Origin of the sequence: Pseudomonas sp. FP2309 (assembly GCF_030687575.1) — a bacterium.
Lineage (GTDB): Bacteria > Pseudomonadota > Gammaproteobacteria > Pseudomonadales > Pseudomonadaceae > Aquipseudomonas.
Genome location: NZ_CP117439.1, coordinates 3,253,161 through 3,266,443, shown reverse-complemented (window position 1 = coordinate 3,266,443; position 13,283 = coordinate 3,253,161). Strand labels below are relative to the sequence as shown.

General features: G+C 60.8%; 11 protein-coding genes and 2 pseudogenes. 10 read left to right on the top strand and 3 right to left on the bottom strand.

What is annotated here, in order from left to right; all coding sequences use genetic code 11:
- Window positions 1-121 precede the first annotated feature (121 nt).
- Window positions 122-1,147: a protease SohB gene (gene sohB / locus PSH59_RS14795; RefSeq protein WP_305393036.1), complete on the top strand. Its 1,026-nt coding sequence runs from the start codon at window positions 122-124 to the stop codon at window positions 1,145-1,147.
- Between the two features lie 384 nt (window positions 1,148-1,531).
- On the top strand, window positions 1,532-3,097 hold the full coding sequence (locus tag PSH59_RS14790; protein ID WP_305393035.1) for a TerC family protein: 1,566 nt from the start codon (window positions 1,532-1,534) through the stop codon (window positions 3,095-3,097).
- A 94-nt stretch (window positions 3,098-3,191) separates the two neighbouring features.
- Here the strand turns inward: PSH59_RS14790 and PSH59_RS26390 are convergent.
- Window positions 3,192-3,410, bottom strand: a pseudogene (locus tag PSH59_RS26390) (thioredoxin family protein); the annotation flags it as partial.
- 408 nt (window positions 3,411-3,818) lie between these two features.
- On the opposite strand from PSH59_RS26390, the gene PSH59_RS14785 reads away from it, so the two are divergent.
- The 8 genes and pseudogenes from PSH59_RS14785 to PSH59_RS14750 all read left to right on the top strand — a co-directional run bounded on the left by PSH59_RS14785 (window position 3,819) and on the right by PSH59_RS14750 (window position 10,247).
- Entirely contained in the window at window positions 3,819-4,667 is an 849-nt protein-coding gene (locus tag PSH59_RS14785; protein ID WP_248083473.1) for a transporter substrate-binding domain-containing protein, read from the top strand.
- Between the two features lie 52 nt (window positions 4,668-4,719).
- Entirely contained in the window at window positions 4,720-5,382 is a 663-nt protein-coding gene (locus PSH59_RS14780; RefSeq protein WP_065878346.1) for an amino acid ABC transporter permease, read from the top strand.
- 10 nt (window positions 5,383-5,392) lie between these two features.
- The gene (locus tag PSH59_RS14775) at window positions 5,393-6,055 is read left to right on the top strand and encodes an amino acid ABC transporter permease (RefSeq protein WP_248083472.1); all 663 of its coding nucleotides are present in this window, start codon (window positions 5,393-5,395) and stop codon (window positions 6,053-6,055) included.
- Window positions 6,052-6,834 (top strand): amino acid ABC transporter ATP-binding protein, encoded by a 783-nt coding sequence (locus PSH59_RS14770; protein WP_248083471.1) that lies wholly within the window; start codon window positions 6,052-6,054, stop codon window positions 6,832-6,834. Before PSH59_RS14775 ends, PSH59_RS14770 begins: the two co-directional genes overlap by 4 nt.
- 15 nt (window positions 6,835-6,849) lie before the next feature.
- A pseudogene (locus PSH59_RS14765) lies at window positions 6,850-7,233 on the top strand (RidA family protein); the annotation flags it as partial.
- A gap of 83 nt (window positions 7,234-7,316) precedes the next feature.
- Entirely contained in the window at window positions 7,317-8,081 is a 765-nt protein-coding gene (locus PSH59_RS14760) for an IclR family transcriptional regulator (RefSeq protein WP_248083470.1), read from the top strand.
- 8 nt (window positions 8,082-8,089) lie between these two features.
- A complete protein-coding gene (locus PSH59_RS14755; RefSeq protein WP_248083469.1) occupies window positions 8,090-9,298 on the top strand; it encodes an amino acid deaminase in 1,209 nt (402 codons plus the stop codon).
- Window positions 9,299-9,338: 40 nt separating this feature from the next.
- Window positions 9,339-10,247, top strand: coding sequence for a sugar kinase (locus PSH59_RS14750; protein ID WP_248083468.1), 909 nt, complete (start codon window positions 9,339-9,341; stop codon window positions 10,245-10,247).
- A gap of 37 nt (window positions 10,248-10,284) precedes the next feature.
- Here PSH59_RS14750 and PSH59_RS14745 read toward each other — a convergent pair whose 3' ends face one another.
- Window positions 10,285-10,560: a peptidylprolyl isomerase gene (locus PSH59_RS14745; protein ID WP_003174397.1), complete on the bottom strand. Its 276-nt coding sequence runs from the start codon at window positions 10,558-10,560 to the stop codon at window positions 10,285-10,287.
- A gap of 31 nt (window positions 10,561-10,591) precedes the next feature.
- Window positions 10,592-13,141 (bottom strand): PAS domain-containing sensor histidine kinase, encoded by a 2,550-nt coding sequence (locus PSH59_RS14740; protein ID WP_305393034.1) that lies wholly within the window; start codon window positions 13,139-13,141, stop codon window positions 10,592-10,594.
- Window positions 13,142-13,283: the final 142 nt, after the last annotated feature.

Genomic DNA, 13,283 nt, shown 5'->3' with positions numbered 1-13,283 from the left:
TACGCTTGTTTTAAAAGCTCGTTGGAGGCGCGTCGGCAAGGTTTGAGCGCTGGCTCGAAGACAGTGCCGCCGGTATGCTGGGGCAATCCGCGCGTGGCGCACTGCATTGGTAAGGAGCAACATGGATTTTCTGGCCGAATACGCGAGTTTTCTGGCGAAGACCGTCACTCTGGTGGTCGCTATTCTGGTGGTACTGATCAGCTTCGCGGCGCTGCGCAGCAAGGGTCGTCGTAAATCTGCCGGGCAACTGCAGGTCAACAAGCTCAATGACTTTTACAAAGGCCTGCGTGAGCGGCTGGAATCGACTTTGCTCGACAAGGACCAACTCAAGGCCCTGCGCAAGTCCGAAAGTAAAACCGAAAAAAAGAACAGCAAAAACAAAGCCGAGCCCAAGCCACGGGTGTTCGTGCTGGACTTCGACGGCGACATCAAAGCCTCGGCCACCGAAAGCCTGCGCCACGAGATCACCGCACTGCTCAGCCTGGCCACGCCGAAGGATGAAGTGGTGCTGCGCCTGGAAAGCGGCGGCGGCATGGTGCACAGCTACGGCCTGGCTTCCTCGCAACTGGCGCGTATCCGCCAGGCGGGCGTGCCGTTGACCGTGTGCATCGACAAGGTCGCGGCCAGCGGCGGCTACATGATGGCGTGCATCGGCGAGAAGATCATCAGCGCACCGTTCGCCATCCTCGGTTCCATCGGCGTGGTCGCGCAGTTGCCCAACGTCAACCGCCTGCTGAAAAAACACGACATCGACTTTGAAGTGCTGACCGCCGGTGAATATAAACGCACCCTCACTGTGTTTGGCGAAAACACCGAGAAGGGGCGCGAGAAGTTCCAGGAAGACCTGGACATCACCCATCAGCTGTTCAAAAACTTCGTGTCGCGCTATCGCCCGCAACTGGCCATTGATGAAGTCGCCACGGGTGAAGTGTGGCTGGGCGTGGCAGCCCTCGACAAACAACTGGTCGACGAGCTGCAGACCAGCGACGAATACCTGGCCACCAAGGCCAAGACCGCCGAGGTATTCCACCTGCATTACGCCGAGCGCAAGAGCCTGCAGGAACGCGTCGGCCTGGCGGCCAGCGGCTCTGTGGACCGCGTACTGCTGACCTGGTGGAGCCGCTTGACCCAGCAGCGCTTCTGGTAATCCATACCTGAAAATAGCGGCACCCTGTGGGGCGAGCTCTTTTGCGAAGGCGGTGTAGCCGACAAAGCAACTCTCGGCTCACAGGGTCGCTTCGCAAGCCAGCCCTTACCCCATAAGCCTTGCCGTGGCTGGGGTTACAGATTTTGTAATGATTTAGCTCTGAAGGAAATCTGCTCTTCGGTTGTAGGATTCAGGTCCTTTTCTAATCGCAGGACATGCATGAACACCCTCTCGGAGCCCCCCAGTCGTCTTTCCCCAAGACATCCGTTGCTGCCGTTACCGCTAAAGCCCCCCGTATTCCGTCGACTACCCTTGGTCCGGCCCCATGGACCGCACTTTGTCGTGCCCGGCATTTTGAATATTTCGAATACAGAGACTCTATAAATGGAATGGTTAGCGGATCCAACGGCCTGGCTCGGCCTGTTGACCTTGATTGTGCTGGAACTGGTGCTGGGTATCGACAACCTGGTGTTTATCGCGATCCTGGCGGACAAGCTGCCGCCGGAGCAGCGCGACCGTGCGCGGTTGATCGGTTTGTCCCTGGCATTGCTCATGCGCCTGGGCCTGCTGGCGAGTATTTCCTGGCTCGTGACGCTCACCCAGCCGCTGTTCGAGGTGTTCGACAAGAGTTTCTCCGGCCGTGACCTGATCATGCTCTTCGGTGGTGTGTTCCTGCTGTTCAAGGCCACCATGGAATTGCACGAACGCCTGGAGGGCCATGTGGCCCAGCGCACCGGCAATGTGGCGTACGCGATGTTCTGGCCGATCGTGGCGCAGATCGTGGTACTCGACGCGGTGTTCTCCCTGGATGCGGTGATTACGGCCGTCGGCATGGTCGACGAACTGGCGGTGATGATGATCGCGGTGATCATTTCCATTGGCCTGATGATCGTCGCCAGCAAGCCGCTGACGCGCTTCGTCAACGCCCATCCCACCGTGATCATGCTGTGTCTGGGCTTTTTGATGATGATCGGTTTTGCCCTGACCGCCGAAGGCCTGGGTTTCCATATTCCCAAGGGCTACCTGTACGCGGCGATCGGGTTCTCGATCCTGATCGAAGTGTTCAACCAGATCGCCCGCGCCCGTCGCAAGAAGTCGGCACAAGGTGTGTTGCCGGTGCGTGAGCGTACTGCTCATGCGGTGATGCGCTTGCTTGGCGGTCGCAGTCTGGCGGTGGAAGACGTGGGTGAAGAGGTGGCCGACCTGCTGGGTGAGTCGGACGCCGCGCAAGGCCCGCTGTTCGACCGCCGTGAGCGGGTCATGATCAGCGGTGTGCTGCAATTGGCCGAGCGGCCGATCCGCACCCTGATGACGCCGCGGGCCACGGTCGACTTCATCGACCTGGCCGATGATGCCGACACGATTCGCCTGAAGCTGATGCATTCGTCCTACTCGCGCTTGCCGCTGATCCGTAATGGCGCGGTGGATGAGCCCTTGGGCTTTGTGCACAAGAAGGAGTTGCTCAAGGAGTACCTGGCCGGCAACGAGCCAAACCTGGAGCACTTGGCGCGACGTGCGATCAACCTGCTGGAGAGTTTCTCGATCCTCAATGCCCTGGAGCAGATGCGCCAGGAATCGACCCATATCGCCTTTGTGATCAATGAATTCGGGGATTTCATGGGCGTATTGAGCATGACCGACATCCTTGAGTCCATCGCCGGTGAGTTACCGGATGCCAGTGAGATCGAGGGGCCGGATATTGTCGAGGAAGGCGGTGGCTTCCGTGCCAACGGCGCCTTGAACCTCAATCAAGTGCGTCAGCGTACCGGCTTCAAGGCGGTCGCGACCCAGGATTATCAAACCCTGGCAGGGTTGGTAGTGAGTCTGCTCGATCGCCTGCCAAGGGTGGGCGATAGCCTGGAACATGAGGGCTGGCGCTTGACGGTTGCGGCGGTGGAGGAGCGACGGGTGACACAGGTGGCGTTAGTACCGTTGGCGCATAGTCACTGAATACTTCCTCCAGGATCGCTTCCTGTTCCTGCGGTTCACCGATGCCCTTGAGGTTTTCTACCTCAAGGGCATTTTTGTACACCACCAGGGTAGGGGTTCCGTCCACGCCGTCGATTCTCGGGGTTTGGCTGGTGTCCAGCAGCAGGCTTTTGACGCGGTCGGCGTACCGTTCGGCAACGCGGTGGAAGCGTGGGCCAAGCCCGAGACATGCCTGGCAGTACGGTGAGGTAAACAGCACGATGACCAGCGTGTGTTTCTTCAGGATCCGATGGTACTCATCAAGGTCCTTGATAACCGAAGTGATTACGCCCATGAGAACCTCCTTGTGCACCCGGCTTTAATGTTGTCGTGGGTACGCTAAGTCACAGGATTCCCAGCGTCTACTGTCAACCTTCACAGGTAGACGCGCTCGCGTTGTCATTTTGCGGGGCCAACCGCCAATTCAGCCCGAGGAAGTTTCCATGGGCGGTCATGCCCGGTAACGGGGCGGTGATGCACCTCCGTGGCGCTGTCACCCCTGCGTGGGGCCTTCGGTAGCAATTTGATTTCAGATGCTGGCGCAACGCCTCATCTCCTGGCTCCGTCCATCTAGCTGATTAGAAACGAGTTTATGACGACGATAGGTTGCCCTTCAGATGTGTGGCACACTTTCTGCTGTCTATTCCGTTGTTACATACTAAGTTCCGGTATAGCGGAATACACAACCCTTGGAGTGCTTGTCATGCATCACCGACCTTCCGTGTTTACAGCGTGTGTTTTTCTCTTCGCCGCATCGGCTTCCCTCGCAGGCATCGTGCAGGCGGCGGACAGCAAGCTCGACAACGTGCTCAAGCGTGGGCACCTGATCGTGGGTACAGGCAGTACCAATGCGCCGTGGCACTTCCAGGGAGCGGATGGCAAGTTGCAGGGTTTTGATATCGACATCGGCCGCATCGTGGCCAAAGGGCTGTTCAACGACCCGACCAAGGTCGAGTTCGTGGTGCAGTCGTCCGACGCACGTATTCCCAACTTGCTGACCGACAAGGTCGACATGAGCTGTCAGTTCATCACCGTCACCGCCAGCCGTGCCCAGCAGGTGGCGTTCACCCTGCCGTACTACCGCGAAGGGGTGGGTCTGCTGTTGCCGGCCAACAGCAAGTACAAAGAGATTGAAGACCTGCAGGCGGCCGGCGACGGCGTCACCGTGGCGGTGCTGCAAAACGTGTACGCCGAAGAACTGGTGCACCAGGCGTTGCCCAAAGCCAAGGTCGACCAGTACGACAGCGTCGACCTGATGTACCAGGCCGTGAACTCTGGTCGCGCCGATGCCGCCGCCACCGACCAGTCCTCGGTCAAATACCTGATGGTGCAGAACCCGGGCCGCTACCGCAGTCCGGCGTACGCCTGGAGCCCGCAAACTTATGCGTGTGCCGTCAAGCGTGGCGACCAGGACTGGCTGAATTTCGTCAACACTGCGCTGCATGAAGCCATGACCGGTGTGGAATTCCCGACCTACAAGGCCTCGTTCAAACAGTGGTTCGGTGTCGACCTGCCAGAGCCGGCGATCGGTTTTCCTGTTGAATTCAAGTGATTCGGAACAACCGGGGCGCCCGTCATGGCGCCCCAACTAGGTACTGCTGACCATGAACTATCAGTTGAACTTTGCCGCCGTATGGCGCGATTTCGACACGTTGCTGGCGGGGCTCGGTCTGGGCTTGCAACTGGCATTGCTGTCGATCGCCATCGGTTGCGTGATCGGCCTGCTGATGGCGTTTGCCATGCTGTCCAAGCACCGTGCGTTGCGAATCTTCGCCTCGGTGTACGTGACGGTGATCCGCAATACGCCGATCCTGGTGCTGATCCTGTTGATCTACTTCGCGTTGCCGAGCCTGGGCATCCGGTTGGACAAGATCCCCTCGTTCATCATCACCCTGTCGCTGTACGCCGGCGCCTACCTCACCGAGGTGTTCCGCGCCGGGCTGTTGAATATTCCCAAAGGCTTGCGTGAAGCCGGGCTGGCGATCGGCCTGGGTGAGTGGCGTATCCGCGCCTACATCACCGTGCCGGTGATGCTGCGCAACGTGCTGCCGGCGCTGTCGAACAACTTTATCTCGCTGTTCAAGGACACCTCGCTGGCCGCTGCGATTGCGGTACCCGAGCTGACCTATTACGCCCGCAAGATCAACGTTGAAAGCTACCGGGTGATCGAAACCTGGCTGGTCACGACCGCGCTCTACGTCGCTGCCTGTTACCTCATTGCCATGCTGCTCCGTTACCTGGAACAGCGTCTGGCAATCCGTCGCTAAGGAGGTTTGCATGTACGAGTCCCCCAGCTGGCTGCATGAGTTGTGGATCGCCCGGGACACCCTCTGGGCGGGGTTTCAGACCAGCATCTATTGCTCGGCGCTGGCGATCATCTTTGGCACCCTGATCGGCATCTTTGCCGGCCTGGTGCTGACCTACGGAAAATTCTGGATGCGTGCGCCGTTTCGTCTCTACGTGGATGTGATCCGCGGCACTCCGGTGTTTGTGCTGGTGCTGGCGTGTTTCTACATGCTGCCGGCCCTCGGTTGGCAGATCAGCGCCTTCCAGGCCGGTGCGGTCGGTCTCACCCTGTTCTGCGGCTCCCACGTGTCGGAAATCGTCCGCGGTGCGCTGCAAGCCATTCCCCGTGGGCAATTGGAAGCGGGCAAGGCGATCGGGCTGACGTTCTACCAGTCCCTGACCTACGTCTTGTTGCCCCAGGCGCTGCGTCAGATCCTGCCGACCTGGGTCAATTCCTCTACGGAAATCGTCAAGGCTTCGACCTTGCTCTCGGTGATCGGCGTGGCCGAATTGCTGCTGAGCACCCAGCAAGTCATCGCGCGCACCTTTATGACCCTGGAGTTCTACCTGTTCGCAGGCTTTATGTTCTTTGTCATCAACTACGCCATTGAGTTATTCGGGCGCTACATTGAAAAGCGGGTGGCCTTGCCATGAACCAACCTCAAACAACCGAGCCGCTGCTGAACATTCGCGGCCTGCGTAAACAATACGGCACGGTCGAAGTGCTCAAGGGTGTCGACTTGTCCATGCAGCGCGGCAACGTGGTGACCTTGATCGGCTCCAGCGGCTCGGGCAAGACCACGCTGCTGCGCTGCGTCAACCTGCTGGAGGAATTCCAGGGCGGCCAGATCACCCTGGACGGCGAATCCATTGGCTACAGCGAGCTCGACGGCAGGCGCGTGCGGCACCCTGAGCGGGTGATCGCCCAGCACCGGGCGATGACCGGTATGGCATTTCAGCAATTCAACCTGTTCCCGCATTTGAGCGCGTTGCAGAACGTGACCTTGGGCCTGCTCAAGGTGAAGAAGATGGGCAAGGACGAGGCCGTGGCGCTCGCGGAAAAATGGCTGGACCGCGTAGGGCTGCTGGAGCGTCGCAACCACTTCCCCGGCCAGTTGTCCGGCGGCCAGCAACAGCGGGTGGCGATTGCCCGGGCGATTGCGATGAACCCCAGCCTGATGCTGTTCGACGAAGTCACCTCGGCGCTTGACCCGGAATTGGTGGGCGAGGTGCTCAGCGTGATCAAGGGCCTGGCGGAAGAGGGCATGACCATGTTGCTGGTCACCCACGAAATGCGCTTTGCCTATGAGGTCTCGGACCAGATCGTATTCATGAACCAGGGGCGTATTGAGGAGCAGGGCTCGTCGAAAGACATCTTCGAACGGCCGCAGTCGCCGCGCCTGGCGGAATTTTTGAAGAACATTCGTTTTTAATCAGGAGCATTTTTTATGAGCATTACTCGTTACGGCGCCGGCAGCACCGCCGGTGGCGGCCAACCCCGTCCTTTCGCCCGTGCGGTGGAAGCGGACGGCTGGCTCTACGTCTCGGGCCAGGTGCCGGCAGTGGACGGTGAAATCATTACTGGCGGCATCATCGAACAAACCCGGCAGACCATGCGCAATGTGGTGGCGATCCTCGAAGAAGCCGGTTACGAACTCAAGGACGTGGTGCGCGTGGGCGTATGGCTGGAAGATCCACGGGACTTCTGGAGTTTCAACAAGGTGTTCGGTGAATACTTCACCCCTGAGCACGCGCCTGCGCGCGCCTGTGTACAGGCGAACATGATGGTCGATTGCAAGGTGGAGATCGATTGCGTGGCCTACAGAAAAAGGGCTAAATGCCCTGATTTGAATGCTGCACAAGCGCCACTACGGCAGCTGTGCAGCATGACCACTATGACCGGACCGACACCGCCATGACCGAAGACACCATCAAGCGCCGCGCCAAAGGCCTGGACCGAGCATTCGATATCCTCGACTTTCTCAAGGAAGTCGGCCAACCCCTGCGCCCGAATGATATTGCCAGCGGCATCGGCAGCCCCAAGTCCACTGTGTATGAATTGGTCGCCTCCCTGCTTGAGCGGCGCATCCTGGAAACCGTGGGCAAGGACGGTCACGTGTACCTGGGTCGTCAGCTGTACTTCCTCGGCCAGGCACACCTGCGTCATTTCGACCTGACCCGCGAGGCCGACCACGCCTTGCAGGAGATCGTCAGCCAGACCCACGAGACCGCGCAGATGTGCCTGCTCAACGGGCGCAAATACACCGTGGCGCTGATGCGCGAGGGTGAACGGCACTTCCGGATTTCATCGGACATCGGCGAAAACGCGCCCATTCCCTGGACCGCCTCGGGGCGCCTGTTGCTGGGGCACTTGAGCGATCAGCAGATCGTTGACCTGATCGATCACGACGATTTCATCCTGCCGGACGGCCAGCGCCTGGCGCTGGACACTTTTCTGGCGCAAATCCGTCAGGCCACCCTTGATGGGTTCTTCTCCTTCGACAGTGTGGCCGACACCTTTACCCATTGCTTCGCCGCTCCCGTGCGGGACGCGCAAGGCATCAGCATTGCGACCCTGTGCATCGTCGCCCCGCGGGCCGATGCGCTGAAAAACTACAACGACTATCGCCGGGTGTTGATCGAAAGCGCCAACAACCTCGCCCGCCGCATCAACGAATAGGAGTTTTCATGTCTGCCCTCAATGCCGTTGAAAAAGGCGCCGCCGCCGTCGGTGCCCATTTGGTCCGCGACGTCAGCCTGCCGGCCCTGGTGCTGCATCGCGAGGCGCTGGAACACAACATCCGGTGGATGCAGGATTTCGTCAGTAACAGCGGCGCCGAACTGGCACCCCACGGCAAAACCAGCATGATGCCGGCGCTGTTTGAGCGTCAGATCGCCCAGGGCGCCTGGGGTATTACCCTGGCCAACGCCGTGCAGACCCGCGCCGCCTATGCCGGTGGTGTGCGTCGTGTGTTGATGGCCAACCAACTGGTGGGCGCGCCGAACATGGCGTTGATCGCCGAATTGCTGGCCGACAAGGATTTCGATTTCCACTGTATGGTCGATCACCCCGATAACGTCGCCGACCTGGGCCTGTTCTTCGCCGCCCGTGGTCTGCGTCTGAACGTGATGATTGAATATGGCGTGGTCGGCGGCCGTTGCGGTTGCCGCAGCGAGCAGGAGGTGCGCGATCTGGCTCGCGCCATCAAGGCCCAGCCGGCCCTGGCCCTTACCGGTATTGAAGGTTACGAAGGCGTGATCCATGGCGAACACGCCATCAGCGGGATCCGCGACTTCGCCGCCAGCCTGGTGCGCCTGGCGGTGGACCTGCAAGACACGGGCGCGTTCGACTTGCCCAAGCCGATCATCACCGCATCAGGCTCGGCCTGGTACGACCTGATCGCCGAGTCCTTTGAAGCGCAGAACGCCGCCGGCCGTTTCCTCAGCGTGTTGCGCCCCGGCAGCTACGTGGCCCATGACCACGGGATTTACAAAGACGCGCAGTGCTGCGTGCTCGACCGTCGCAGCGACTTGAGCGAGGGCCTGCGTCCGGCGCTGGAAGTCTGGGCCCATGTGCAATCGTTGCCCGAGCCGGGTTTCGCGGTGATCGCCCTAGGCAAACGCGACGTCGCCTACGACGCCGGTTTGCCGGTGCCGCTCAAACGCTACAAGGCGGGCATCGTGCCGGCGCAAGGCGATGACATGAGTGCCTGCAAGGTCACGGCGGTGATGGACCAGCACGCGTTCATGGTCGTGGCGCCAGGGGTTGAGCTGCGCATCGGGGACATCATTTCCTTCGGTACTTCCCATCCGTGCCTGACCTTCGACAAATGGCAGGTCGGCTGCCTGGTGGATGAAGAGTTGCGGGTGATCGAGTCTTTGCATACCTGCTTCTAGACCGCGTCGTGGCCAGCACAGAACACTCGGAGGCTCAGACATGAACAGCAATCCCCGCATCGCCCTGATCGGCGAATGCATGATCGAACTGCAACACCGCGCCGATGGCAGCCTGCAGCAAAGCTTTGGCGGTGACACTTTGAACACCGCTGTGTACCTGCGCCGCGAGTTGGGCGATATCGGCCACGTCGACTACGTCACCGCCCTGGGCGACGACCGTTTCAGCGACGCGATGTGCCAGCAGTGGGCGGATGAAGGTCTGGGGCTGGATAGGGTCCAGCGTCTGCCCGGACGGTTGCCGGGTTTGTACTGCATCCAGACCGATGCCAACGGCGAACGCAAATTCCTGTACTGGCGCAACGAGGCCGCAGTACGCGACTGTTTCACCACCCCGGCGGCCGCACCGATCCTGGCCGCATTGCCGGCGTATGACGTGCTGTATTTCAGCGGTATCACTTTGGCGGTATTGGGGGCGATTGGGCGTGAGCGCCTCTTGCACAGCCTGACCGAAGCTCGTCGGCGTGGCGCCAAGGTGGTGTTCGACAACAACTATCGGCCACGCCTGTGGGCGAGTGTCGAGGCAGCGCGCGCGGCGTATGAGGCGGTATTGGCCGAGGTGGATATCGCCTTGTTGACCGAGGACGACGAGTTGGCCTTGTTTGGTTACGCCGACAGCGAACAGGTGTTTGCGGCGTATCCGGCGATCACCGAAGTGGTGCTCAAGCGTGGCGCGGATGCGTGTCTGATCCGCTGCCATGGCGAGCGCTTTGCCGTGCCGGCGCTAAAGGTCGAGCAAGTGGTGGACACGACGGCGGCGGGGGATTCGTTCAGTGCCGCGTACCTGGCCAGTCGGCTCACGGGCGGTTCGCCAGAAGAGGCTGCGCTGGCGGGGCATCGGTTGGCGAGCCGGGTGATTCAGGTGCCGGGCGCACTGATTCCCAGAGGGTGAGTGAATGGCCCCAAGTCACCAAAAGGTCCTCGCCCCCTCAATCCCGGTAAAACACCTGCACCAGGTGATACCCGAACTTGCTCTTGATCGGCCCGTGAACCACTTTTACCGGTTTTTTGAAGATCACCGCATCAATCGCCCCGACCATCTGCCCGGGCCGCACTTCGCCCAAGTCGCCGCCACGCTTGCCGGACGGGCAGGTGGAGTACTTCTTGGCCAGCACATCAAAGGCCTCGCCCTTGGCGATGCGTTGTTTGAGCTGTTCGGCTTCTTCGCTGGTTTTCACCAGAATATGACGGGCTTGGGCTTTCATTGGTCTCTACCAGGTGTGCGACGGCGCGCGATTATGCCTGAACGGGTGGGGCAACGCTGATCATGCTGCGGATTTTAGTCGCCAGCAGGTCAATGGAAAACGGCTTGGCCACCATGTCCATGCCGTCCTCCAGGAAGCCTTGGCGCTCGGCGGCTGTTTCGGCGTAACCGGTCATGAACAGCACCTTGAGGCCCGGACGATGCTGGCGGGCGATTTCCGCCAGTTGCCGGCCGTTCATGCCGGGCAGGCCCACATCGGTGACCAGCAGGTCCACACGCAGATCCGACTCCAGCAGCGGCAGGGCCGTGCGTGAGTCCGCCGCCTGGTGTGCGGTGTAGCCGAGTTCGTCGAGCACATTGACCACCAGCATGCGCACCGCCGGGTCGTCCTCGACCACCACCACAGCTTCACCGGCCAGGGCCACCGGTGCTTCGCCGAGGCTGGCGGGCAGTTCGCTTTCCAGCGACGTGCCGTGCAGGCGCGGCAGGTACAGGCGCACACAGGTGCCCTGGCCCGGCTCACTCTGGATGGTCACGTGGCCGCCGGATTGTTGAGCGAACCCGTAGATCATCGACAGGCCCAGGCCGGTGCCCTGGCCGATGGGTTTGGTGGTGAAGAACGGGTCGAATGCCTTGGCCAGGATCTTCGGCGCCATGCCACTGCCGTTGTCGCTCACGCCAAGCATTACGTAGTCGCCGGCCTTGACCGGCTCGAGGGTGGTGATGTCGGTGCCGTCGAGGTAGCTGTTGGCAGTCTCGATCAGCAGTTCACCGCCGTCCGGCATCGCATCGCGGGCATTGATCACCAGGTTGAGCAGGGCGTTTTCCAATTGGCTGGCGTCGGTGTTGACCGGCCAGATGTCGTGGCCCAGTTGCACCTTAAGGTTGATATGCGCACCTTTGGTGCGCTGGAACAGCTCTTCCAGAGAGGCTACCAACTGGTTCGGGTCGAGTGGGCGACGGTCCAGCGACTGGCGCCGCGAAAATGCCAGCAGGCGATGGGTGAGGGCGGCGGCGCGATGCGCCGAGGACACCGCAGCATCGGTAAAACGACCGATGTCTTCACTGCGCCCAGCGGCGATGTAGCGCTGCATCAGGTCAAGGCTGCCGATAATCCCGGTGAGCATGTTGTTGAAGTCATGGGCGATGCCACCGGTGAGCTGACCCACCGCTTCCATTTTCTGCGCATGGCGCAAGGCATCTTCGGCGCGTTCGCGCTCGAACATCTCGTTTTGCAGACGCTGGTTGGCCTCGGCCAATGCATGGGTACGCTGTGCCACACGCTCTTCGAGGTTTTCGTTGAGGTGGCGCAGGGCCTCTTCGGTGAGTTTGCGTTCGGTTTCATCGTTCACAAAAATGTAGAAGCCATTCACCGAACCGTCATTGCTGAAGCGCGGCAGGTATTTCATCAGCGCATGGCGCGAACGCCCATCGCGATGCGGGGCAATGGTCATGAAACTGCAAGCTTTGCCGTTGAGCGCGGCGGCGATCATGTCTTCACGCTCAGCGTACGCCTCATCGCCGAGTACCTCGCGGATGGTCTTGCCGTACAGCTCCTGAGGCGTCATGCCGAACCACTCAAGGTAGGCGCTGTTGTTGAGGCGAAAGCGCTGCTCGTGGTCGACGTAGCCGATCAACACCGGCATGGCGTTGATGATCAACTGCAACTCGGTCTGGCTTTGGCGCAGGGCCTGCTCGGTGTGCTTGCGCTCGGTGAGGTCCAGCGCGGCGCCCAGGAAACGCGCGGGGCGACCCTGGTGATCCTTGTAGCAGCGACCACGGGCAAACACCCAGCGCACTTGGCCGTCGGCTTGCTGCAGGCGGTATTCCTCGGCGTACTCGGTGCCGTGGGTGATGCAATGCTTGATGCTGCGCGCCACCGTGCCGCGGTCTTCCGGGTGCACGCCGTGCAGGTAGTCGCTGATGGGCAGCAGGCCGGCGTTGCTGGGGTCGACGCCGTGCAGGTAGGCGAAATGGGCGTCGGCAATAAAGCGGTCTTCGCCGATATCCCAGTCCCAGGTGCCCACCGCATCGGTCGCCGCCAGTGCCAGTTGCAGGCGTTCTTCAGTGTTGTACTGGGCCTTGAGGCTGTCTTCGGAGCGCTGTTGCAGTTCGAGGGTCTTGCGGCGGCGTTCGTTGGTTTCGATGGCGGTGACCAGAATGCCGGCCACCGATCCGCGTTCGTCGCGGATTGGGCTGTAGGTCAGGTCGAGCCAGATCTCGGTGTCGCAGTGATTGCGTTGCAACACAAAGCGCTGCTCGCTGAACGTGCGGACCTGGCCCGTGAGCACCGCCTCGTAGACCGGAGCGGTAAAACTTTCCAGTTCCGGCCAGGTCTGGTGCGCCGGTTGGCCCATGGCCTCGGGGTGCTTGTTGCCGGCCAGCCGTGCGAAGCCATCGTTGTACAACTGGGTGAGGTGTTTGCCCCACAGCAGGAGCATCGGCATCGGCGAGTGAACCACGATGTCCACGGCTGTGCGCAGGCTTTGCGGCCAATCGTTGGCCTCACCGAGGGGGCTTTGCGCCCAGTCCAGCCGCGCAATCAATGCAGCGGCTTCGCTACCGGTGGATGTTCCCTTCATAAAAAGCCCTGAGCGTAACGCTTTGAAATATGACAAAAGCCGATTATCCCGCGAGGGGGGAATGGCTGACTACCCCTCGAAAAATAGCACGCATTGGCGGTTTGTCTTCAAATGACGGCTGCAGCGCTGAAACCTTTCATCT

Excerpts from the sequence above, each read along its gene's own strand:
- sohB (WP_305393036.1), top strand. The coding sequence starts at position 122 with ATGGATTTTCTGGCCGAATACGCGAGTTTTCTGGCGAAGACCGTCACT.
- PSH59_RS14790 (WP_305393035.1), top strand. The coding sequence starts at position 1,532 with ATGGAATGGTTAGCGGATCCAACGGCCTGGCTCGGCCTGTTGACCTTG.
- PSH59_RS14785 (WP_248083473.1), top strand. The coding sequence starts at position 3,819 with ATGCATCACCGACCTTCCGTGTTTACAGCGTGTGTTTTTCTCTTCGCC.
- PSH59_RS14780 (WP_065878346.1), top strand. The coding sequence starts at position 4,720 with ATGAACTATCAGTTGAACTTTGCCGCCGTATGGCGCGATTTCGACACG.
- PSH59_RS14775 (WP_248083472.1), top strand. The coding sequence starts at position 5,393 with ATGTACGAGTCCCCCAGCTGGCTGCATGAGTTGTGGATCGCCCGGGAC.
- PSH59_RS14770 (WP_248083471.1), top strand. The coding sequence starts at position 6,052 with ATGAACCAACCTCAAACAACCGAGCCGCTGCTGAACATTCGCGGCCTG.
- PSH59_RS14760 (WP_248083470.1), top strand. The coding sequence starts at position 7,317 with ATGACCGAAGACACCATCAAGCGCCGCGCCAAAGGCCTGGACCGAGCA.
- PSH59_RS14755 (WP_248083469.1), top strand. The coding sequence starts at position 8,090 with ATGTCTGCCCTCAATGCCGTTGAAAAAGGCGCCGCCGCCGTCGGTGCC.
- PSH59_RS14750 (WP_248083468.1), top strand. The coding sequence starts at position 9,339 with ATGAACAGCAATCCCCGCATCGCCCTGATCGGCGAATGCATGATCGAA.
- PSH59_RS14745 (WP_003174397.1), bottom strand. The coding sequence starts at position 10,560 with ATGAAAGCCCAAGCCCGTCATATTCTGGTGAAAACCAGCGAAGAAGCC.
- PSH59_RS14740 (WP_305393034.1), bottom strand. The coding sequence starts at position 13,141 with ATGAAGGGAACATCCACCGGTAGCGAAGCCGCTGCATTGATTGCGCGG.